28 protein-coding genes are annotated in these 19613 nt (G+C 45.6%); 1 reads left to right on the forward strand and 27 read right to left on the reverse strand.

Going from position 1 to position 19613, the window contains the following annotated elements; genetic code table 11:
* Nucleotides 1-112: 112 nt before the first annotated feature.
* The 26 genes from FSB75_RS09975 to FSB75_RS10100 all read right to left on the reverse strand — a co-directional run bounded on the left by FSB75_RS09975 (nucleotide 113) and on the right by FSB75_RS10100 (nucleotide 15965).
* The gene (locus FSB75_RS09975) at nucleotides 113-1345 is read right to left on the reverse strand and encodes a BaiN/RdsA family NAD(P)/FAD-dependent oxidoreductase (RefSeq protein WP_146786432.1); all 1233 of its coding nucleotides are present in this window, start codon (nucleotides 1343-1345) and stop codon (nucleotides 113-115) included.
* The gene (locus FSB75_RS09980; protein WP_146786435.1) at nucleotides 1346-1987 is read right to left on the reverse strand and encodes a hypothetical protein; all 642 of its coding nucleotides are present in this window, start codon (nucleotides 1985-1987) and stop codon (nucleotides 1346-1348) included.
* A gap of 28 nt (nucleotides 1988-2015) precedes the next feature.
* Nucleotides 2016-2816 (reverse strand): type I methionyl aminopeptidase, encoded by an 801-nt coding sequence (gene map / locus FSB75_RS09985; RefSeq protein WP_146786438.1) that lies wholly within the window; start codon nucleotides 2814-2816, stop codon nucleotides 2016-2018.
* Between the two features lie 168 nt (nucleotides 2817-2984).
* The gene (secY, locus tag FSB75_RS09990; protein WP_146786441.1) at nucleotides 2985-4328 is read right to left on the reverse strand and encodes a preprotein translocase subunit SecY; all 1344 of its coding nucleotides are present in this window, start codon (nucleotides 4326-4328) and stop codon (nucleotides 2985-2987) included.
* 64 nt (nucleotides 4329-4392) lie between these two features.
* Nucleotides 4393-4842: a 50S ribosomal protein L15 gene (gene rplO, locus FSB75_RS09995; protein ID WP_146786444.1), complete on the reverse strand. Its 450-nt coding sequence runs from the start codon at nucleotides 4840-4842 to the stop codon at nucleotides 4393-4395.
* A 100-nt stretch (nucleotides 4843-4942) separates the two neighbouring features.
* Nucleotides 4943-5128, reverse strand: a complete 186-nt coding sequence (gene rpmD / locus FSB75_RS10000) for a 50S ribosomal protein L30 (RefSeq protein WP_146786446.1) — start codon at nucleotides 5126-5128, stop codon at nucleotides 4943-4945.
* A gap of 46 nt (nucleotides 5129-5174) precedes the next feature.
* Nucleotides 5175-5693, reverse strand: a complete 519-nt coding sequence (rpsE, locus tag FSB75_RS10005; protein ID WP_146786450.1) for a 30S ribosomal protein S5 — start codon at nucleotides 5691-5693, stop codon at nucleotides 5175-5177.
* Nucleotides 5694-5721: 28 nt separating this feature from the next.
* Entirely contained in the window at nucleotides 5722-6081 is a 360-nt protein-coding gene (gene rplR, locus FSB75_RS10010; protein WP_146786453.1) for a 50S ribosomal protein L18, read from the reverse strand.
* Between the two features lie 88 nt (nucleotides 6082-6169).
* Entirely contained in the window at nucleotides 6170-6724 is a 555-nt protein-coding gene (rplF, locus tag FSB75_RS10015; protein WP_146786456.1) for a 50S ribosomal protein L6, read from the reverse strand.
* A 129-nt stretch (nucleotides 6725-6853) separates the two neighbouring features.
* Nucleotides 6854-7252: a 30S ribosomal protein S8 gene (gene rpsH / locus FSB75_RS10020; RefSeq protein WP_146786459.1), complete on the reverse strand. Its 399-nt coding sequence runs from the start codon at nucleotides 7250-7252 to the stop codon at nucleotides 6854-6856.
* Between the two features lie 140 nt (nucleotides 7253-7392).
* Nucleotides 7393-7662, reverse strand: a complete 270-nt coding sequence (gene rpsN, locus FSB75_RS10025) for a 30S ribosomal protein S14 (RefSeq protein ID WP_146786462.1) — start codon at nucleotides 7660-7662, stop codon at nucleotides 7393-7395.
* Nucleotides 7663-7713: 51 nt separating this feature from the next.
* Nucleotides 7714-8304, reverse strand: coding sequence for a 50S ribosomal protein L5 (gene rplE / locus FSB75_RS10030; protein ID WP_146786465.1), 591 nt, complete (start codon nucleotides 8302-8304; stop codon nucleotides 7714-7716).
* Nucleotides 8304-8633, reverse strand: coding sequence for a 50S ribosomal protein L24 (rplX, locus tag FSB75_RS10035; protein WP_146786468.1), 330 nt, complete (start codon nucleotides 8631-8633; stop codon nucleotides 8304-8306). The genes rplE and rplX overlap by 1 nt, the downstream gene beginning before the upstream one ends.
* A 151-nt stretch (nucleotides 8634-8784) precedes the next feature.
* Entirely contained in the window at nucleotides 8785-9153 is a 369-nt protein-coding gene (gene rplN, locus FSB75_RS10040) for a 50S ribosomal protein L14 (protein WP_146786473.1), read from the reverse strand.
* Between the two features lie 77 nt (nucleotides 9154-9230).
* Nucleotides 9231-9518, reverse strand: a complete 288-nt coding sequence (gene rpsQ, locus FSB75_RS10045; RefSeq protein ID WP_146786476.1) for a 30S ribosomal protein S17 — start codon at nucleotides 9516-9518, stop codon at nucleotides 9231-9233.
* 59 nt (nucleotides 9519-9577) lie between these two features.
* Nucleotides 9578-9787 (reverse strand): 50S ribosomal protein L29, encoded by a 210-nt coding sequence (rpmC, locus tag FSB75_RS10050; protein ID WP_146786479.1) that lies wholly within the window; start codon nucleotides 9785-9787, stop codon nucleotides 9578-9580.
* A gap of 23 nt (nucleotides 9788-9810) precedes the next feature.
* Nucleotides 9811-10233: a 50S ribosomal protein L16 gene (rplP, locus tag FSB75_RS10055; RefSeq protein WP_146786482.1), complete on the reverse strand. Its 423-nt coding sequence runs from the start codon at nucleotides 10231-10233 to the stop codon at nucleotides 9811-9813.
* Between the two features lie 93 nt (nucleotides 10234-10326).
* Nucleotides 10327-11178, reverse strand: coding sequence for a 30S ribosomal protein S3 (gene rpsC / locus FSB75_RS10060; RefSeq protein WP_146786486.1), 852 nt, complete (start codon nucleotides 11176-11178; stop codon nucleotides 10327-10329).
* 26 nt (nucleotides 11179-11204) lie between these two features.
* The gene (gene rplV, locus FSB75_RS10065) at nucleotides 11205-11543 is read right to left on the reverse strand and encodes a 50S ribosomal protein L22 (RefSeq protein WP_146786490.1); all 339 of its coding nucleotides are present in this window, start codon (nucleotides 11541-11543) and stop codon (nucleotides 11205-11207) included.
* An 82-nt stretch (nucleotides 11544-11625) separates the two neighbouring features.
* Complete coding sequence (gene rpsS, locus FSB75_RS10070) at nucleotides 11626-11895, reverse strand: 30S ribosomal protein S19 (RefSeq protein WP_146786493.1); 270 nt, start codon at nucleotides 11893-11895, stop codon at nucleotides 11626-11628.
* 34 nt (nucleotides 11896-11929) lie between these two features.
* On the reverse strand, nucleotides 11930-12769 hold the full coding sequence (rplB, locus tag FSB75_RS10075) for a 50S ribosomal protein L2 (protein ID WP_146786496.1): 840 nt from the start codon (nucleotides 12767-12769) through the stop codon (nucleotides 11930-11932).
* 52 nt (nucleotides 12770-12821) lie between these two features.
* On the reverse strand, nucleotides 12822-13121 hold the full coding sequence (gene rplW, locus FSB75_RS10080) for a 50S ribosomal protein L23 (RefSeq protein ID WP_146786499.1): 300 nt from the start codon (nucleotides 13119-13121) through the stop codon (nucleotides 12822-12824).
* 119 nt (nucleotides 13122-13240) lie between these two features.
* Nucleotides 13241-13876: a 50S ribosomal protein L4 gene (gene rplD, locus FSB75_RS10085; RefSeq protein WP_146786502.1), complete on the reverse strand. Its 636-nt coding sequence runs from the start codon at nucleotides 13874-13876 to the stop codon at nucleotides 13241-13243.
* A gap of 1 nt (nucleotide 13877) precedes the next feature.
* The gene (gene rplC / locus FSB75_RS10090) at nucleotides 13878-14495 is read right to left on the reverse strand and encodes a 50S ribosomal protein L3 (protein ID WP_146786507.1); all 618 of its coding nucleotides are present in this window, start codon (nucleotides 14493-14495) and stop codon (nucleotides 13878-13880) included.
* Between the two features lie 301 nt (nucleotides 14496-14796).
* Nucleotides 14797-15102, reverse strand: coding sequence for a 30S ribosomal protein S10 (gene rpsJ / locus FSB75_RS10095; RefSeq protein ID WP_028787065.1), 306 nt, complete (start codon nucleotides 15100-15102; stop codon nucleotides 14797-14799).
* 131 nt (nucleotides 15103-15233) lie between these two features.
* Complete coding sequence (locus tag FSB75_RS10100) at nucleotides 15234-15965, reverse strand: hypothetical protein (protein WP_146786510.1); 732 nt, start codon at nucleotides 15963-15965, stop codon at nucleotides 15234-15236.
* A 125-nt stretch (nucleotides 15966-16090) separates the two neighbouring features.
* On the opposite strand from FSB75_RS10100, the gene FSB75_RS10105 reads away from it, so the two are divergent.
* Nucleotides 16091-17023, forward strand: coding sequence for a lysylphosphatidylglycerol synthase transmembrane domain-containing protein (locus tag FSB75_RS10105; protein ID WP_172623114.1), 933 nt, complete (start codon nucleotides 16091-16093; stop codon nucleotides 17021-17023).
* 216 nt (nucleotides 17024-17239) lie between these two features.
* Here the strand turns inward: FSB75_RS10105 and fusA are convergent, their stop codons facing one another.
* Entirely contained in the window at nucleotides 17240-19387 is a 2148-nt protein-coding gene (gene fusA, locus FSB75_RS10110; RefSeq protein ID WP_146786516.1) for an elongation factor G, read from the reverse strand.
* Between the last annotated feature and the right edge of the window lie 226 nt (nucleotides 19388-19613).

Raw genomic sequence — 19613 nt, forward strand, 5'->3', positions numbered from 1 at the left:
TGGGGTTTGGCGTTTGGGATTTGGTGTTTGAGGAGAGAGTTGTTAAGGGGTTGAGAATGTTCTTAGGCCAAAAAGTTTAGTTATCCATTACCTGCCTGTTGTGTCGGACTATTCAGCGTCCAGAACAATTTTGAACTATGCTCTTTGCCGCTATCCAACCACTTGTCCACGCATGTTGAAAATTAAAGCCGCCGGTGATGCCATCAATATCCAACACTTCGCCGGCAAAGAATAAGTTCGGGACCTTTTTGCTCATCATCGTATTCGCATCCACTTCGCTTAGTGCGATGCCACCGGCCGTTACAAATTCTTCTTTAAAGGTTGTTTTGCCTTTTACTTCTGCAACGTAATCAACCAAATTTTTTACAAGTGCATTCTCTGCTTTTGCAGGTAAATCAGCAAAGCGCATTTCATTGTTGATACCCGATTGTTCCAACAAAAATTGCCACAACCTGCTTGGCAACATCGTTTGGATGTTGAGTATTTTCTTTGTTGCTTGCCCCTTACGTAAACGTTGCAATTCTTCTCTCATTGATTGTTCATTACTGTTGGGCAGCCAATTCATATGAACTTTAAAATCATAATTCTTTTCCTTCAATTCTCTTGCGCCCCAGGCACTCAACCGCAATATTGCGGGGCCACTCAAACCCCAGTGCGTAATCAGTACCGGACCTTCTTCTATCAACTTACTGCCTTCAATTTTTACTCTTGCTTTTTCAACGCTTACTCCCATCAATGCAGTGATTGGATGCTTCGGTAAATTGAACGTAAACAAAGATGGAACGGGTTCGGAAAATGTGTGACCGAGATTCTTCAACCAATCAAACATGGATGCTTTTGGGTAACCGCCGGTGGCAAGGCAAAGGAAGTTGGCCGTTGTTTGTTGACCGCTGGCCGTAAGTATTCTCCATTCTCCGTTTTCCATTTTCAATTCTCTCACCTCTGCATTCATCCTTATCTCAACGCCGTAATTATTCGCTTCGTTCATCAAGCAATCAACAATGGTTTGTGAAGAATCGGTAACCGGAAACATGCGGCCGTCTTGCTCTGCTTTCAATTCCACACCGCGTTCTTCAAACCATTTTATAGTATCGGTCGTAAAAAATTGATGAAAGGTTTTCTTCACGAAATTTTGTCCGCGGGGATAGCGTTTGCTCATCTCGACAATGTCAAACAAAGCGTGTGTAACGTTGCAGCGGCCACCACCGGAAATTTTTACTTTGGAAAGAAGTTTAGAAGTTTTTTCGAGAACGATAACCTGCAGTTGCGGGTTCATGCGAGCCGCGTTCACCGCACAAAAAAAACCGGCAGCGCCTCCGCCAACAACCACCAATCGTTGCTTCATTTATTCTTTTACAAACGAAATTACTTTTCTTTCGTTGCCGGTTTCTAAAACAAGACGGTGAAGGCCGGGAAGAAGATTTTGCGAAGAAAGCGAGAGAAGATTTACACCGGAGAAAAGCTTCGTTGTTTGCACCAACGCCTTTTGTCCATAAGCGGTGTAAATGGAAGCCTGAAGACTGACCTCAGCCGGAGAAATGATCTCCACTTCTATTGACTGATGAACCGGGTTTTGTTTCAGTTTGTATTGCAGAACGGCTTCCTCAACCCGTGTATTTTGCACGTTAGAATAAACCGAGGAACCATCTTTGGCTACGGTCTTTATGCGGTAGGATAAACCCGCATTTTTCTTTGGCAGAGCGTCCACAAACTCATAGTTTGTTTTTCCTTCTTTACCCGTTGAAAGTTTGCCGCCAATTTTTTGAAAACCATTGCCGTCGTCTGCCCGTTCAATCTCGAAATTTTTAACGTCTTCGTTGTTGGTAACGGCCCATTGAAGCTGCACGTTTTTGTTAATCATTTTGGCATCGAAGTTCACCACCAGCAACGGTAAAAACGATTGCACTACTTGCGAACTGTCCGGCTGTGAAACGGCTTTGATTAGAACGCAAAAGAGAAGGAAAAGAGAGAAGGCGGCTTTTTTCATAAGCGATTTTCTACTGTGACTTTGGGGCTCAGTAGTCAGCAAAAAGATTGCCATTTTCCTTCTCGGCTTTTTCAATTTCGGCATAGTTGGATAAAACATCGGCTTTCCCCTTTCTAACGCAAACATCGTGTTCAAAGTGTACGGAAGGCTTGCCATCTTTTGTACGCACCGTCCAGCCGTCATCTTCCGTGTACACTTCTTTCTTTCCCATGTTGATCATCGGCTCAATGGCAATCACCAGCCCTTCTTTCATTACCGGCCCTGACCCTCGTTTCCCGTAATTCGGAACCTGCGGGTCTTCGTGCATACTTTTTCCTAGGCCGTGGCCAACCAATTCGCGAACCACACCGTAGCCGTTCTTTTTTTCGGTGTGCTCCTGTATGGCAAAAGCAATATCGCCGATGCGGTTGCCCGCCACGGCTTTTTCGATGCCCTTGTAAAGCGATTCTTTTGTAATCTTTACCAGCTTTACCACCTCATTGCCCGGCTTTCCAATCATAAACGTGTAGGCATGGTCGCCGTGGTAACCGTTTTTATAAATACCGATGTCAATGGAAACGATATCGCCTTCTTTCAATTCGGTTTTGTTGGGAAAACCGTGCACCACGACATCATTGACCGAGATACATGAATTAAACGGGTAGCCGTGAAAGTTTAAAAATGACGGTATGCCACCGTGGTCTTTGATGACGGTGCCGATGAAACCGTCTATGGCAATGGTTTGTAATCCGGGCTTAAGAATTTTTGCTACTTCGGCAAGGGTGCTGCTTACCAGCAAGGCACTCTGTCGCATAATGGCTATTTCCGCTTCTGTTTTGTAATGAATCATGATTAAGCGATCAGCTTTCAGTTATCGGCCTTCAGCCCTTTACAATTCAGTTTTACTGATTGCTGAAAGCTGGCGGCTGAAGGCTTTCACAAAAAAACCCGGCAAGCATTCTCACCAGGTTTTGATTATTTAAAACACTTTGTCGTTTACTGTCTGGCCCCGTACTTATTAGTAAGACGCTTGCGTAACGGTTCTGCCTTGAATGCGGCCGCTCTTCATCAAACCATCGTATTGGCGCATGAGCAATTGCGTTTCAATTTGCTGCAAGGTATCCAAAATTACACCCACCATAATCAGCAGCGATGTACCGCCGAAGAAAGTAGAGAAGCTTGGCTGCACACCGAGGCGTTGCGCAATCCCCGGGAGAATGCCGACGAAAGCCAGCAAAATAGCACCCGGCAACGTGACTTTATCCATGATGCTGCCAATGTAATCAGCCGTTGGCTGGCCTGGCTTTACACCCGGAATGAAACCGTTGTTCTGCTTCAGGTTATCCGCAATTTGTTTCGGGTTAAAAATTAATGCCGTGTACAGGAAGGTAAAACCAATTACCACCACCGCATACACTATCATGTAATAAACATTGGAGTGATCCTGAAACACACCGGCAATACCTTGTCCCGCAGCCGTACCTGTAAGGTTAAACAAAGTGGGCAGAAACAACACCGCTTGCGCAAAGATGATGGGCATTACACCCGCACTGTTTACTTTGATGGGCAGAAATTGACGGGCGCCACCAAACTGGCGATTGCCCACAATTTGCTTCGCATAATTCACCGGGATTTTGCGAACGCCTTGCACCAGCATGATACAACCCATAATGATGGCAATGAGTATGGCAATTTCAACGATGAAGATGAGGATCAAACCCGAACGGGTTGACTTGCTTCCCAGTTCCTGCATGAAGCTTTGCGGAAGACGAGCAAGAATACCGATCATGATGATGAGCGAGGTACCGTTACCCAAGCCTTTGTCGGTAATCTTCTCTCCCAGCCACATAACAAACATGGTTCCGGCTGTAAGCAACACGACGGTTGAAAGCCAGAAATAATCAACGTAAGCCGGAATGATGCCGCCGCTTTGCGCCGTAATCTGACGGAGGTAAGCAACGTAAGCCGATGCCTGAACGACGGTTACCGCCACCGTGAGGTAACGTGTCCATTGGTTGATTTTTTTGCGGCCGCTTTCTCCTTCTTTCTGCATCTTCTGAAACTGCGGAACCAGCACCGTCATTAACTGAATGAAGATGGAGGCAGAGATGTAGGGCATGATACCCAGAGCAAAGATGGATGCTTGTGAAAAGGCGCCGCCGGCAAAGGTGTTGATCAAACCAAGAATACCGTTGTTCTTTGTTTGTTCGGCCACACGTGTTAACCCATCAGGATTTACACCCGGCAGCACGATGTGCGTTCCGATACGATAAATAAATAAAAGAAGCAGTGTGTAAAGAATCTTGCTGCGCAGTTCCTCTATGCTCCAAATATTTTTGAGGGTCTTAATTAAATTTTTCACGAACGAGAATTATTTAGCTCAAACAAAAAAAAGCGCTTTGCAGCGCCTTGCAATTTAAGGAAAATTACTTCACTATTTCTACCGAGCCGCCCGCCGCTTCGATGGCTCCTTTCGCCTTGTCGCTGATTGCGTTTACTTTGAAGACAAGCTTGGCTTTTAATTCTCCGTTGCCCAAAACTTTCACCCGGTCTGTTTGGCTAATCAGTCCGTTCATGTAGAGGTTTTCAAGCGAAAATTCCTGGATGCTATATTTATCGACCAATTGTTCGATTTGTCCAAGGTTGAACACTTTATACTCAATGCGGTTTGGATTTTTAAATCCGCGTTTTGGTACGCGGCGCTGAATCGGCATCTGTCCACCTTCGTGCGCCATTTTGCGTTTGTAGCTCGCATGGCTCTGCTGGCCTTTGTTACCTTTTGTAGAAGTTCCGCCGTGACCGGAACCTTCACCGCGACCCAATCTTTTCTCTTTGTGCGTGGCGCCTTTTGCAGGGCGCAGGTTGTGTAGTTTCATTTGTTTGATTTTTACTTACGGGGTTTGTCTCCCCTCGCTTTGATGAATTAATAATGAAGAATGAAGAATTAAACTTCCACCCTTAATTTTTAATTATTAATTACGCATTTACTTCTTCCACCGTGATCATGTGTTCAACCTTGCGAACCATGCCGAGGATTTGCGGAGTGGCTTCTACTTCTTTCGAAGCGTTCATTTTGTTCAAGCCCAAGGCCTGCAAGGTCAGTTTCTGACGCTCAGGACGATCAATGGGGCTTTTCACCAACGTTATTCTTATCTTTTTCATGACAGTTCAGTTTAACGGTCGACCATCGGCAGTCGACAGTGGACAATTAACCATTAAATACTTTCTTCAATCCAATGCGGCGTGTCTTCGACACAGAAATTGGTTCGCGCAACAAAGCCAGGGCTTCGAAAGTTGCTTTTACCACGTTGTGCGGGTTAGCAGAGCCAAGCGATTTTGCCAACACGTCGGTAACGCCTGCGCTTTCCAAAACGGCACGCATCGAACCTCCGGCGATTACACCCGTACCGTGAGCGGCCGGCTTAATCAACACTTTTGCGGCGCCAACTTTTGCAAGCTGGTCGTGCGGGATGGTACCGTGCATAACGGGAACCTTAATGAGATTTTTCTTGGCGTCTTCAATGCCTTTTGTAATGGCTTCCTGAACTTCTTTGGCTTTGCCCAAACCGTGACCCACAACGCCGGCTTCGTTGCCTACCACTACCAACGCAGAGAAAGAGAACGTACGGCCGCCTTTGGTCGTTTTTACTACACGATTAATAGCAACCACCTTGTCTTTTAATTCAAGGTCACCTGCTTTTACTCTGTTTAAAATTGCTTTTGCCATTTGATATGCTTCGTAAAAAGTTTAATAATTAGAATACCAGACCGCCTTCTCTTGCACCTTCGGCAACGGCTTTCACGCGACCGTGATAAAGATTGCCACCGCGGTCGAAAACCACATTCTCAATTCCGAGCTCTTTTGCCTTGCGGGCAATGGCCTGGCCAACGAGTTTGCTTTTGTCTGTTTTTGTTCCGCTTTGCGCAGCAATGTCTTTGTCTCTTGAAGAAGCAGCAGCAACGGTTACGGCTGCGTCATCATTAATCAATTGAACGTAGATGTCTTTGTTGCTGCGGAAAACAGAAAGACGCGGCTTTTGTGCGGTACCGGCCACCTTTGCACGAATGCGGTAGCGGATATTTTGTCTTCTGGTTGTTTTTGCGCTTGTTCTCATTTTATTCTTGTTTGCTTCACGATGCTGCCGTGAATATTTTATGTAGGTTAATCTGGCTAAACGGATATCCGGATTAACCGTTTACCAATTATTTGCCCGCTGCTTTACCGGCTTTCTTGCGAACCACTTCACCCTGATAGCGAACACCTTTTCCTTTGTACGGCTCAGGCTTGCGCAAGCTGCGGATTTTTGCGGCTACTGCGCCAATCAACTGACGGTCGTTGCCTTCTAAAGTAATGGTCGGGTTCTGGCCTTTTAATTGCTCAGTGGCAACTTTAAGTTCTTTTGGAATTTCAAAGATGATGTTGTGCGAATAACCCAAAGCAAGGTCCAATACGTTGCCCGTGTTGGCCGCTTTGAAACCTACGCCGATCAACTCCAATTTCTTTGTATAACCTTCGGTAACGCCTCTCACCAGATTGGCTACCAAAGCTCTTGATAAGCCGTGCAAGGCGCGGTGACGAATTTGATCGGTAGGACGTGTAACAAGGATTTGTCCGTCTTTTACTTCAACCTTAATGTCGCGGTCAATTGGCTGCGACAACTCACCTTTTGGTCCTTTTACTTTCACCACGTTGTCGTTGCCAACTGTTACAGTTACACCGTTGGGCACAGTAACCGGCGCTTTACCTATACGAGACATACAATTTCAGATTTAAGATTTGAGATTTTGATTTCTATCCTTCGACCGGTCAGCCTCAGTATGTTTCGGCTTAATGTATCGAAGGCTTCAATTAGCCAATTAGCCGACTAAGCTAATCAGCTAATTATTTTAATAAACGTAGCAAAGAACTTCTCCGCCTACGTTTTGAGCTTTTGCTTCTTTATCGGTCAGTACACCTTTTGATGTAGAAACGATAGCGATACCCAGGCCACCTTTCACGCGACGGAAATCAGTCGGCTTTGCATAGTGACGCAAACCCGGACGGCTTACTCTTTCCAGAGAATGGATAGCCGGTTGTTTTGTTGCCGCATCATACTTCAAAGCAATCTTGATAAGACCTTGCTTGTTGTCATCTTCAAATTTGTATTTCAAGATGTAACCTTGGGCATACAAAATTTCAGTCATGCGTTTTTTGAGATTGGAAGCCGGAATCTCAACGATTCTGTGGCCGGCCATTTGCGCATTCCGAATTCTTGTCAAAAAATCTGCGATAGGATCTGTTACCATGTTTATTTTTCCTCCTACACTCCGGTTACGGAGCAATTGGATGTTTTAAAAGTTTTAAGTTTTGAGTTCTAAGTTCTAAGTTTTATCGCGTGTGTGTTTGAGCACTTACGACCGATAACTTATGACTTATAACTTCCGTCTTACCAGCTTGCTTTTTTCAAGCCTGGAATAGCACCGTTTAAAGCCATGTCGCGCAGCGCAATGCGGGAGATGCCGAAGTAACGGCTGTATCCACGCGGCCGGCCTGTCATCTGGCAACGGTTTTTCAAACGCACTTTTGAAGAGTTCTTTGGAAGTTCATCCAAAGCTTTCCAATCGCCGGATGCTTTCAACGCTTCTCTTTTCTCCGCGTATTGAGCAACCATTCTTTCGCGTTTCCGTTGTCTGGCTTTTACTGATTCTTTAGCCATAGTTTATTTTTTGTTTGCTTTTTATTTTGTCACCCCGAACTTGTCGAAGGATTACTTCTTTACGTTTTTGAAAGGCATTCCCAATTCTTTCAACAATTCAAACGCTTCTTCATCGGTTTGCGCGGTTGTCACAAACGTGATGTCCATACCGGTAATGCGGTTTACTTTATCTATATCAATCTCCGGGAAGATGATTTGCTCGGTAACACCCATTGTGTAATTGCCACGGCCGTCGAAAGACTTTTCGTTCACGCCTTTAAAGTCACGTACGCGGGGAAGTGCCACAGCGATCAAACGGTCCAGGAATTCGTACATCTTCTCGCCACGCAACGTAACCTTTGCACCGATGGGCATGTGCTTACGCAGCTTGAAGTTTGAGATGTCTTTCTTCGACATGGTTGCAACAGCTTTCTGACCGCTGATGGTAGTCATTTCTTCAAGAGCGATGTCCACTAATTTCTTGTCGTTTACCGCGCCGTTTACACCACGGTTAATGGCGATTTTTTCCAGGCGGGGAACCTGCATCAACGACTTGTAATTGAAACGCTTTTGCAAAGCGGGAACAACCTCGCTGTTGTATTTTGTTTTTAACCTTGGCGTCACTTTCACAGAAGGACTGGTAGGTGTTGTTGCCTTTGCCATTAGATTACCCCTCCCGATTTTTTAGATACACGAACTTTTTTACCGTCTTTTTCTTCACGCTTCACTTTGGTGCCTTGCTTACCGTCCCACAACATCACATTTGAAATGTTAATGGCCGCTTCTCTTTTTACAATGCCGCCTTTTGTGTTTTGCGCCGAAGGTTTTGTGTGCTTTGTAACGATGGCCGCACCTTCAACGATGATTTTACCTTCGTCAACCAGCACTTCTTTTACTGTGCGGGGCTTCTTCAGGTCCTTGTCGTCACCAGCAATGACAACCACTTGGTCGCCTTTGCGGATGTTGTACTTGGGTTTGAATCTTGTCTTCATTTTTTATGGTTCCTTTTTCCCTCCCATTTCCAACGGGAGGAGGAGTTTGCAAATTTAAAAATGTGAAACGTAAAAGGTTAGATGTGAGACTATAGTTAACTACAATTTGAGAATCTTTCCAGTTTCACGTTTGACGCTTCTTGTCTGACGTTTAAAGCACTTCCGGCGCCAACGAAATAATCTTCATGTAGCCCTTGTCGCGAAGCTCGCGGGCTACTGGGCCGAAAATACGGGTGCCTCTCGGTTCGTCGGATGCGTTCAGAATCACGACTGCGTTGTCATCGAAACGAATGTATGAACCGTCTTTGCGACGCAATTTGTTTTTGGTACGAACGATTACGGCTTTGGCAACTGTTCCTTTCTTAATGCCACCGGCAGGGATGGCATCTTTCACCGTTACCACAATCTTATCGCCTACACCGGCATAACGCTGACCGCTGTTTCCCAATACACGGATGCAGAGTACTTCTTTCGCACCGCTGTTGTCCGCTACGGCCAAACGAGATTCTTGCTGGATCATTTTTGTAAATTTTGAATTATGAATTATGAGTTATGAATTCAACATTCAACATTCATAATTCATCATTTATAATTAGTTTATTTCACTTTCTCTACAACTTCCACTAATCTCCAACGCTTGGTTTTACTCAACGGACGAGTTTCCATGATGCGAACGATATCGCCGATGCTGGCTTCGTTCTTCTCGTCGTGGGCATGAAACCTCGTTGTTTTTTTTACGAACTTTCCGTAGATAGGGTGCTTTACTTTCCGCTCTACCGCAACGGTGATGGTTTTTGTCATTTTGTTGCTGGTAACAACACCAATTCTTGTCTTGCGCAAGTTGCGTTCGGTAGTTGCTGTTGCTCCTGTTGTATTTTCAGCCATGATGTTTAGCTTTTTGCTTTCAACTATCTGCTTCGGAAAGAAGACAGCTTACGGCTTTATTAGGCACTTTGTTGTTTCTTACTCAATTCTGTTTTCAAGCGGGCTATTTCTTTACGCAGACTACGGATGCTCATTGGGTTTTCCAATGGCGAAATAGCGTGTGCAAACTCGAGCTTCTTCAAACGCAATTCGTCTTCGCGAATGCGGGCAGAAAGATCCTGCTCGTTGAGTGTTTGAATGCTTTTCTTGAAGTCGACTGTCTTTGACATGTGAATCAGTTTTATACGATTGATTAAGCTTCTGCGAGATCGTGACGCTTAATGAATTTTGTTGCAATGGGCAATTTGCCGGCGGCCAGTTTCAACGCGCCTTGCGCTACTTCTTCCGATACGCCGTCAATCTCGAAGAGAATGCGGCCTGGCTTCACTACGGCAGCCCAATACTCCAGGTTACCTTTACCCTTACCCATACGCACCTCTGCAGGTTTGTTGGTGATTGGCTTGTCGGGGAAAATGCGAATCCACACGTTACCTTCTCTCTTCATGTGGCGTGTCAATGCCTGACGTGCCGCTTCAATTTGACGGTCGGTGATCCAATGATCTTCCAAAGCTTTCAATGCATAAGAACCAAAAGAGATCATCGTTCCTCTTTTTGCGTCGCCTTTCATGCGACCCTTTTGCATCTTCCTGTGCTTTGTTCTTTTCGGCTGTAACATATTTAGTTCGATGTTTGAGGTTTGACGTTCGAGGTTCTATCCTCACTCAAACCAGTTTTATTTCAATTAAAACTTTTTGTTTCGTTGGGAAGATTATCTTCTTCCGCCTTGACCACCTGAACGGCCACCACCCTGTCCGCCCGAGCGACCACCGCCTTGTCCGCCGCCGCCGCGGTTAAAGTTTCCACCGCCTCTCCGATCACCACCTCTGTCGTCACGACGACGATCACCAAAGTCGCCACGGTTATCTCTTCTTTCGCCCATTGTTTGGCCGCCTTCTTTACCGCCAATGAAGTTGGGGTTCAGGTCACGCTTGGCCAATACTTCGCCACGGCAGATCCATACTTTGATACCGATTTTACCGTAAACGGTTTGTGCAAACACGTTAGCGTAATCAATGTCCATACGGAACGTATGAAGAGGCACACGGCCTTGCATGAACTTTTCGCTACGGGCAATTTCAGCACCGCCCAAACGGCCGCTCAACTGAACCTTGATTCCTTCGGCACCCATACGGAGCGCAGAAGCAATGGCCATTTTTGTAGCACGTTTGAAGTTAATGCGGTTTTCTATTTGGCGGGCAATGGTGTCGCCCACGATCATCGCATCCAGTTCAGGACGGCGAATCTCAAGAATGTTGATTTGCACATCGTCTTTGCCTGTCAGTTTCTTCAACTCTTCTTTGATGCGATCAACTTCGCCACCGCCTTTACCGATGATGATACCGGGCTTGGAAGTATGGATGGTCACGATCAGTTTGCCCAGCGTACGCTCTATCACAATCTTTGCGATACCGCCTTTGTTGATACGGGCATTCAGATACGTTCTGATTTTGTTATCCTCAATCAGTTTGTTGGCAAAATCTTTTTTGTTGCCATACCAGTTAGATTCCCATCCGCGGATGATGCCTAACCTGTTACCAATCGGATTTGCTTTTTGACCCATGTTTATACTTTATAGAATAATTTGAATTAAGGTTTTGCGTCAACAATTACGGTTACGTGATTGCTTCTTTTGCGGACGCGGTAGCCACGACCTTGGGGTGCCGGACGCATGCGCTTCAACGTTCTTGCACCGTCAACAAAGATGGTTTTTACAAAGAGCTGGCTTTCATCGCCGCCTTCGTTTTTCTGCTTCCAGTTGCTGATGGCACTCAACACCAATTTGCGCATGGGCACGGCAGGATGCTTGGGATTGAATTCTAATTCGGCCAAAGCTTGTTCTACTTTTTTGCCGCGAATCAAATCCGCCAACAGACGCATTTTCCGTGGTGACGTTGGATAATTTCTCAGTTTAGCTACTGCTTCCATTTCTTTTATAATTATGAGTTATGAATTATGAGTTATGAATTTTTTGAATTCCTAATTCATCATTCATAATTCTGAATTCTTATTAACCTTTTTTGCTTGAGTGTCCTTTAAAGTTTCTTGTAGGGGCAAACTCACCGAGTTTGTGTCCTACCATGAACTCTGTTACGTAAACCGGGATGAATTTGTTCCCGTTATGCACGGCAAATGTGTGACCCACAAAATCAGGCGTAATCGTAGAGCGGCGGCTCCATGTTTTGATCACACCTTTTTTTGATTTACCGTCGTTGATAGCAACCACTTTGTCTTCTAAGTGAGCCGCTACGTAAGGACCTTTTTTAATTGAACGAGCCATGTTGTATTCTTAATTACTAATTATCAATTATTAATTACTTCGCCAGCTTTGAACCGTTTTTCCTTGAGATAATCAGCTTGTCGCTGCCTTTACCTTTTGTACGCGTTTTCAAACCACGAGAGTATTGACCGGTTCTGCTGCGAGGCTGTCCTCCTGATGCACGGCCTTCGCCACCACCCATCGGGTGATCAACAGGGTTCATGGCAACACCACGAACGCGGGGGCGAATGCCCTTCCACACGTTGCGTCCTGCTTTACCCATTGATTGCAATTGATGATCGCTGTTAGACGCGATGCCAACCGTTGCATAACAGTTGATCAACACACGGCGAACTTCACCACTTGGCATTTTCAGCACGGCGTATTTTTCTTCTTTGTTTGAAAGCTGCGCTGACGCACCGGCAGAACGTGCAATCTTTCCGCCCTGGCCGGGTTGCATTTCAATGTTGTGAACAACTGTACCAAGCGGCATGTTTTTCAACTGAAGCGCATTGCCCAATTCAGGCGCAACGGCATCACCACTAACAACTGAAGCACCCACTTGCAAGCCTTGTGGCGCAAGAATGTAACGCTTCTCGCCGTCCGCATAGTTCAACAAAGCGATGAAGGTTGTGCGGTTTGGATCGTATTCGATAGAAGCAACTTTGGCGGGTATTTCTTTTTTGTTGCGTTTGAAATCAATTACACGGTAAGCTTTTTTGTGCCCACCGCCTATGTAACGCATAGCCCTGCGGCCATTTGAGTTACGACCACCGGTGCGGCCTTTCACTTCCAACAAGGATTTTTCCGGTTCGTTCGTTGTAACCTCTGCGTAAGAGTTTCCGACTCTCCAGCGTGTGCCTGCTGTAATCGGTTTGTATTTTTTTAGTGCCATGACTTATTTTTTTTCAACATTTGCGGCTGTTGAAGCCATTCTTGTTAACGAATTAGATGTTGCTGTAAAGGTCAATCGTTTCGCCTTCAGCAACGGTTACCATCGCTTTTTTGTAAGCCGGCTTTTGCCCTTTGGTAAAACCTTTTTTGGTGTAGCGGGTTTTGTTTTTACCGGGAACAACAACCGTGTTTACATCAACGATTGTTACACCGTAAACTTCTTCCACTGCTTTTTTAATTTCCAGTTTGTTCGCTTTACGGGCAACCTTAAAAGCATAACGGCGCAGGCTTTCCTGTTGTGCGTTTGCCTTTTCGGTTAAGATGGGTTTTATCAATACTTCAGAAAGTCTCATCTGAATTCAATTTGAAAATTTGACAATTGGACAATGTGACAATGAACTTCATAACCACCTGTCTTTTTTATTAAGAGCTTTCATTAGCTAATTGGCAAATTGCCAAATTGGCTAATTGTTTATGCTGTTGCCTCTTCGGTTCCTGCAAAGATTTTTGCAGCGCTTTCGGTTAACACCAATACTTCCGAATTAACAAGGTCGTATGTATTCACATCGCTCATCAACGCTGTCAAGACCGAAGGAACGTTGCGGGATGAAATGTACACATTGTCGTTATACTCAGGCAATACGAACATCAATTTTTTGTCGCCTACTTTAAGGCTATTCAAAATATTCATGAACGTCTTCGTCTTTGGCGCATCAAGATTTACATCCTCTACAACCACAATTGCGTTTTCTTTTGCTTTGTAAGAAAGCGCCGACATTTTCGCCAAATCTTTCACCTTGCGGTTCAACTTGATGTCGTACTTGTGCGGCTTGGGACCGAAGATGGTACCGCCACCTTTGTAAAGAGGGTTACGAATGTTACCTTTACGAGAGCCGCCGGTACCTTTCTGCTTGTGCAGCTTGCGGCTGGCACCTTGCACTTCGGCACGGGTCTTTACTTTGTGCGTTCCCTGACGTTGTGCGCCGAGGTATTGTTTAACGGCCAACCAGATGGCGTGGTCATTTGGCTCCAGGCCAAAGATTTCTTCAGGAAGGTCAACAGTTCTACCTGTTTCTTGTCCTTGTATGTTTAATACTTTTACTTGCATTTTACTTCTGGATTAAAACGATTGAACCATTGTGGCCCGGAACTGAACCACTTACCAATATGTAATTCTTTTCGGGGAATACCTTCACGATTTTAAGACCTTTCACCTTTACACGGTCTTGGCCCATGCGGCCGGCCATGCGCATGCCTTTGAATACACGGCTTGGGTAAGATGAACCGCCGATAGAACCGGGAGCTCTTTGACGGTCGTGCTGGCCGTGCGAGCCTTCACCCACACCGGAAAAGCCGTGACGCTTAACAACGCCCTGGAAGCCTTTGCCTTTTGTAGTACCGACCACCTCAACTTTATCGCCTTCGGCGAAAATGTCAACGGTAATAGTGTCGCCAATATTTTTTTCGAGAGAAGAGTCGCGGAATTCTTTTACAAAACTTTTGGCCGAAGTGCTGGCCTTTGCGAAGTGAGCTTTTGCAGCGGCGGTGATGTGCTTTTCTTTCTTGTCGCCGAACGCTACCTGAAGAGCAGCATAGCCGTCGGTTTCCTTTGTTTTTACCTGCGTTACTACACAGGGACCGGCTTCAATAATGGTGCAAGCCGTTTGCTTGCCCGTTGGATCGAAGATGCTGGTCATCCCAATTTTTTTCCCAATGATTCCTTTCATTTTTTTGCGGTTTAATCCCCGCAAGGTTGTGCAAGACAGACCCATTGGAATAGTTGGGTCTTCAATCCTGGTTCATCATCCGACCTTTTCCGTTGTTTCGACAGGCTCAACATAATATAGCCTGCGAGAGGAAGTACCGGTGATAAACAAACCTCGAAGGGCTTGTTTATATGTAATAGCGGCTAGGCCGCTTTTGTTTCAGAGCTCTTTTTTCGTCACCGCATGAAGCGGGCAAGATTGAGAGATGAGAATTTGATAAGAACTTCTTTGTTTGGACTTCACAGCCCTTGCCTGTCTGCGATTATGCTTTGATTTCAACTTCCACACCACTCGGCAGGTCAAGCTTCGAAAGCGCATCTACCGTTCTTGATGAAGACGTGTAAATGTCCAGAAGACGTTTGTGCGTTGCCAATTGGAATTGTTCGCGGCTCTTTTTGTTCACGTGTGGCGAACGCAAAACGGTAAAGATCTTTTTGCGTGTAGGAAGAGGAATTGGACCTGTTACTACTGCGCCTGTGCTGCGAACAGTCTTTACAATTTTCTCAGCTGATTTGTCTACCAGATTGTGGTCGTAAGACTGAAGCTTTATCCTGATTCGTTGTGACATAATCAAAAACCCATTTTTACAACGGGAGTGCAAAAGTATGGGTTCAATACATACTGACAAAGAAACCGGAAATAATTTTTGTGAAGAAAGGGCTAAAGAGACGCGTTTCAACAGCTGTTTTACAGCTTTGCTTACGGCTGAAGATAAAACCTATCGCCGCGGTTTATCATCGTTTCGGGAAAATTGTCCGGACCCGAAGTTGTTTTCCAAACTTCCGAGACGTAAAAGTTGTGTTCAACGGTAAATTCTTTTTGCGAGCCGGCGCCACCGATTCGAAACGTCAAATAGCTTCGAAATGTAAGTGGAGAACTGTCCTTCTTAAATTCCATTTTGTTGTAGGAGGTGTAAACGTCCTCGGCCAGCAACGTCCTTTCTTTTTTTGCCGTTTGCTCTGGAAGGTTTTGCAATTGTTCAATCGGCAATGCAAGAGGAGCTTTATAAATGTAGGCCAAAGGTGGAATGAACTGGGTTGGTTGGTCAATCCAAACAGAACCGTTTAAGCTGGCCAGAAAGACAGGATCGCCCAAGCCGCGGAGGTATTTGCGCCATTGCAGGCTGTCTCTTTCAATAACGCCAGAGATGATTGCATTCGTATTAAAATAGCTAAAGGCTTTCCCGTCAACAATAATGGCTGATTTCTTCCAGTCAATTTCGAGCAGTTCTGTTGTTTTGTTGTACACGCCGATACCCATTTGCCCCTTGTAATCGGCAAAATGGTACTGAATTTTTAGGGTATCGTTTTCTGCCGTTAATTCGTTGCGTTCGTTTTTTACAAGGTTGGTGCCCGAAACCGTCAGGTATTGAAATTGGGTACAGGAGGAAAGCGCCAAGGCCAGGGTTCCGGAAAGTAAAATTGGTTTCATACAGTTTGGTTTTATCAGCAAGTTAGAATCTGTAAAAAAGCAAAAACGTTAAGAATTCAGGAACTCCTGCTTGATAATTGATTCAATTCGGCTTACTTGCACCGCATTTGCACAATCAATTTTACGTGGCGACCAAAACGGATAACGTTGTTGAAAAAAGAGAATCACGGAGCAGCCGGTTTTTAAAGCTGTTCGTAAAGGTTTTGATAACGGCCTTGTGCTTTTGGTACATCTCCAGAAAGATTGATTTTTCGCAGGCGTTCGAAGCCTTGAAACGAGCCAATTGGTTGCTGCTGCTGCTCTCTACCCTGCTTTACATTCTTTCAAAAATTATCGGCGCGTTCCGGCTCAACATTTATTTTAAAAACATCGGTCTTCGTTTTCGGCAATGGCAACACCTGAAACTTTACTGGCTGGGCTTGTTTTACAACCTTTTCCTGCCTGGCTCCATCAGCGGCGATGCTTACAAAGTTGTGATTCTATTCAAACGATTAAATGCACCCTATAAAAAAACAAGTGCTGCTGTTTTACTCGACCGGTTTAGTGGCCTGCTTGGGCTGGGCATTATCTTAAGCATCTACGGCATTCTTGTCTTGCGCACGCCGCTCTTTACTGTTTTGCTTGTTACCGGGCCTGTTCTTGCTGTTGCCATTTTCTATTTTATTATTTGGCGATTTTTTAAAGATTTTCTTCCGGGTTTTTTTCCCACACTTTTGCTTGGAATAGCTGTGCAGGCCATTCAGGTAGCAGGTGTTTATTTAATTCTGAAAGCCCTAAAGCTGGAACTGCACCATCAGCAGTGGTTGTTTATTTTTCTTGCAGGGCAGGTGTTGTCTGTCTTACCGCTTTCGCTCGGCGGGGGACTGGGAACCCGTGAATTGGTATTCACCGAAGGCGCTATTTTTTTTCACCTTGACCCGCAGGCAGGCGTTATTATCAGTCTTTTGTTTTACCTGACCAGTGTTGCAGGCTCTGTGTGGGGCGCTTATTATATTTTTCATGACCCGGTAAAAAATCTGCTCCGGAATGACAGTCCTAAGACAGCTACCCAAGTATAGAATGTTTAAAATAAAAAAGGGCTCAGAAGAGCCCCAAGTTCAAAACCGTTGGTGTTTTTCATAGGCTTCAACGGGCCGAATGAAAAAAGGCATTGAACACTGATAATAGACAAAATCAATGCCTAAACAGTTGCATCAATTTCATTTGGGAAAGTCTTTGCAAACAAAAACCCCGCAAATGCGGGGTTTCACTATGGTGGTGCGTAATTCTACTGTTTACTCGGCGCTCACTTTGCCCTTGCTCTTCGCAATCACTTCTTCAGCAATGTTGTTCGGAGCCGGAGCGTAATGCGAGAACTCCATCGTAGATGATGCACGGCCGCTTGACATGGAACGCAATTGTGTTACGTAACCAAACATTTCGCTCAGCGGAACTTTTGCTTTGATCACCTGCACGCCGGCACGTGTGTCCATGCCTTCCAGCATACCGCGGCGGCGGTTGAGGTCACCCGTTACATCGCCCATGTATTGATCCGGCGTCAGGACTTCCACTTTCATGATTGGTTCAAGCAAAACGGGTTTTGCTTTCCGTGCCGCTTCGCGGAAACCTTGCTTGGCGCAAAGTTCAAACGACATGGCATCGGAGTCAACCTGGTGGAAAGAACCGTCGTACACACGAATCTTCATGTTGTCAACCGGATAGGAAGCCAATACGCCTGTACCCATTGAGTTTTCAAAACCTTTCTGAATCGGCGTGACAAATTCTTTCGGAATTGAACCACCAAACAAATCGTTTACAAACTGGAAGTTCTTGTCGGGGTTTTCGGCTTTCCACTCGGCATCAACCGGGCCCAAATCAAACATGATGTCGGCAAACTTACCGCGGCCACCCGATTGCTTTTTCAGTACCTCGCGGTGTTGAACCGTTTGGTTGAAAGCTTCTTTATAGGCAACCTGGGGAGCGCCCTGGTTCACTTCTACCTTGAATTCGCGACGCATACGGTCAACGATGATTTCCAAGTGCAATTCGCCCATTCCGGAAAGAATTGTTTGTCCCGAATCTTCGTCTGTTTTTACACGCAACGTCGGATCTTCTTCCACCAGTTTAGCGATGGCCATGCCCATTTTATCAACGTCGGCCTGGGTTTTGGGTTCAACCGCAACAGAGATTACCGGCTCGGGGATGAACATGTTCTCTAACGTGATTGGATGATCTTCTTCGCAAAGCGTATCACCTGTTTTAATCTCCTTGAAACCAACCGCTGCGCCAATGTCACCGGCTTCGATAAAGTCAATGGGATTTTGTTTGTTGGCAAACATCTTCATGATACGGGAGATACGTTCCTTCTTTCCGCTGCGTACGTTTAGCACGTAAGAACCGGCGTCAAGATGACCGGAATACACGCGGAAGAACGCAAGACGACCCACGAAAGGATCGGTCATGATTTTAAAGGCCAGAGCCGCAAAGGGTTCTTTTGCATCGGGCTTGCGGGTTTCCGTTTCGCCTGTGTCGGGATTAACGCCTGTAACGGCTTCAATATCCATTGGCGAAGGCAGGTAACGGCAAACCGCATCCAACGCAGTTTGCACACCTTTATTTTTGAAAGAAGAACCGCACATCATTGGAACGATGCTCAGGTCAATTGTTGCTTTGCGGATGGCTTCATGAATCTCGTCTTCGCTAATGGAATTGGGATCATCAAAAAATTTCTCCAACAACTTATCGTCGTATTCAGCAACGGCTTCTACCAAAGCGGCTCTCCACTCGTTGGCTTCGTCAAGCATGTCGGCAGGAATGTCAATTTCATCAAAGGTCATTCCTTCTGTTTCCATGTGCCAGATGATGCCTTTCATTTTGATGAGGTCAACTACACCTTTGAAATCGTCTTCTGCACCGATGGGCAATTGAAGCGGAACGGCTTTGGAACCGAGCATCTCGCGAACCTGGTTTACCACCATCAAAAAGTCGGCACCCGAACGGTCCATTTTGTTTACAAAACCAATACGCGGCACGTTGTAACGGTTTGCCTGGCGCCAAACGGTTTCCGATTGCGGCTCAACACCGTCAACAGCAGAAAACAGGGCGATTAAACCATCCAGTACACGCATGGAACGCTCTACTTCTACAGTAAAGTCCACGTGGCCCGGAGTATCAATGATGTTGAAATAATATTTTTTTGTATCGGGGGTTGCTTTACCAAGAACAGTCGGGAAATTCCACTGGCAGCTTACCGCCGCAGAGGTGATGGTAATCCCTCTTTCTTTTTCCTGCTCCATCCAGTCGGTAGTAGCAGCACCGTCGTGCACTTCACCAATCTTGTGAATCATGCCGGTGTAGCGCAAAATACGCTCGGTTGTGGTCGTCTTGCCCGCATCAATGTGGGCAGCGATACCAAAGTTGCGTTGAAATTTTAAGTCTGCCATGAGTAGTTGTGTTGTAATGTTTTTGAGTGAGAAGTGAAAGGAGAAACGCGATGCAAGAGTGAATTACGTTTTGAAAGTCACTTTGGTTTCGCATTTGACGCCTGACGTCTCACGAATTTTGAGGCGCAAAACTAAGCAAATAAGCCCGAATAAAGGCAAGCAGAACAAAGCAATTTCGTTAACCCTGCATTAAATCACGACCGACAGAAAGGCGCGCCTGTTTAGG

The sequence above is a fragment of the Flavisolibacter ginsenosidimutans genome (assembly GCF_007970805.1).
GTDB classification, from domain to species: Bacteria; Bacteroidota; Bacteroidia; order Chitinophagales; family Chitinophagaceae; genus Flavisolibacter; species Flavisolibacter ginsenosidimutans.

Bases quoted from the DNA above. Each gene is read 5' to 3' on its own strand.
- FSB75_RS09980 (WP_146786435.1), bottom strand. From the start codon at position 1,987: ATGAAAAAAGCCGCCTTCTCTCTTTTCCTTCTCTTTTGCGTTCTAATC.
- rplO (WP_146786444.1), bottom strand. From the start codon at position 4,842: ATGAAACTACACAACCTGCGCCCTGCAAAAGGCGCCACGCACAAAGAG.
- rpsC (WP_146786486.1), bottom strand. From the start codon at position 11,178: ATGGGTCAAAAAGCAAATCCGATTGGTAACAGGTTAGGCATCATCCGC.
- rplF (WP_146786456.1), bottom strand. From the start codon at position 6,724: ATGTCTCGTATAGGTAAAGCGCCGGTTACTGTGCCCAACGGTGTAACT.
- rplP (WP_146786482.1), bottom strand. From the start codon at position 10,233: ATGTTACAGCCGAAAAGAACAAAGCACAGGAAGATGCAAAAGGGTCGC.
- rplW (WP_146786499.1), bottom strand. From the start codon at position 13,121: ATGAGACTTTCTGAAGTATTGATAAAACCCATCTTAACCGAAAAGGCA.
- rpsS (WP_146786493.1), bottom strand. From the start codon at position 11,895: ATGGCTCGTTCAATTAAAAAAGGTCCTTACGTAGCGGCTCACTTAGAA.
- rplE (WP_146786465.1), bottom strand. From the start codon at position 8,304: ATGGCAAAGGCAACAACACCTACCAGTCCTTCTGTGAAAGTGACGCCA.
- rplX (WP_146786468.1), bottom strand. From the start codon at position 8,633: ATGAAGACAAGATTCAAACCCAAGTACAACATCCGCAAAGGCGACCAA.
- rpsJ (WP_028787065.1), bottom strand. From the start codon at position 15,102: ATGTCACAACGAATCAGGATAAAGCTTCAGTCTTACGACCACAATCTG.
- rplD (WP_146786502.1), bottom strand. From the start codon at position 13,876: ATGCAAGTAAAAGTATTAAACATACAAGGACAAGAAACAGGTAGAACT.
- rplN (WP_146786473.1), bottom strand. From the start codon at position 9,153: ATGATCCAGCAAGAATCTCGTTTGGCCGTAGCGGACAACAGCGGTGCG.
- rpsQ (WP_146786476.1), bottom strand. From the start codon at position 9,518: ATGGCTGAAAATACAACAGGAGCAACAGCAACTACCGAACGCAACTTG.
- FSB75_RS09975 (WP_146786432.1), bottom strand. From the start codon at position 1,345: ATGAAGCAACGATTGGTGGTTGTTGGCGGAGGCGCTGCCGGTTTTTTT.
- rplV (WP_146786490.1), bottom strand. From the start codon at position 11,543: ATGGAAGCAGTAGCTAAACTGAGAAATTATCCAACGTCACCACGGAAA.
- rpsN (WP_146786462.1), bottom strand. From the start codon at position 7,662: ATGGCTAAAGAATCAGTAAAAGCCAGACAACGGAAACGCGAAAGAATG.
- fusA (WP_146786516.1), bottom strand. From the start codon at position 19,387: ATGGCAGACTTAAAATTTCAACGCAACTTTGGTATCGCTGCCCACATT.
- rplB (WP_146786496.1), bottom strand. From the start codon at position 12,769: ATGGCACTAAAAAAATACAAACCGATTACAGCAGGCACACGCTGGAGA.
- FSB75_RS10100 (WP_146786510.1), bottom strand. From the start codon at position 15,965: ATGAAACCAATTTTACTTTCCGGAACCCTGGCCTTGGCGCTTTCCTCC.
- rpsE (WP_146786450.1), bottom strand. From the start codon at position 5,693: ATGGCAAAAGCAATTTTAAACAGAGTAAAAGCAGGTGACCTTGAATTA.
- map (WP_146786438.1), bottom strand. From the start codon at position 2,816: ATGATTCATTACAAAACAGAAGCGGAAATAGCCATTATGCGACAGAGT.
- rpmC (WP_146786479.1), bottom strand. From the start codon at position 9,787: ATGTCAAAGACAGTCGACTTCAAGAAAAGCATTCAAACACTCAACGAG.
- rpmD (WP_146786446.1), bottom strand. From the start codon at position 5,128: ATGAAAAAGATAAGAATAACGTTGGTGAAAAGCCCCATTGATCGTCCT.
- rplC (WP_146786507.1), bottom strand. From the start codon at position 14,495: ATGAAAGGAATCATTGGGAAAAAAATTGGGATGACCAGCATCTTCGAT.
- rplR (WP_146786453.1), bottom strand. From the start codon at position 6,081: ATGAGAACAAGCGCAAAAACAACCAGAAGACAAAATATCCGCTACCGC.
- rpsH (WP_146786459.1), bottom strand. From the start codon at position 7,252: ATGGTAACAGATCCTATCGCAGATTTTTTGACAAGAATTCGGAATGCG.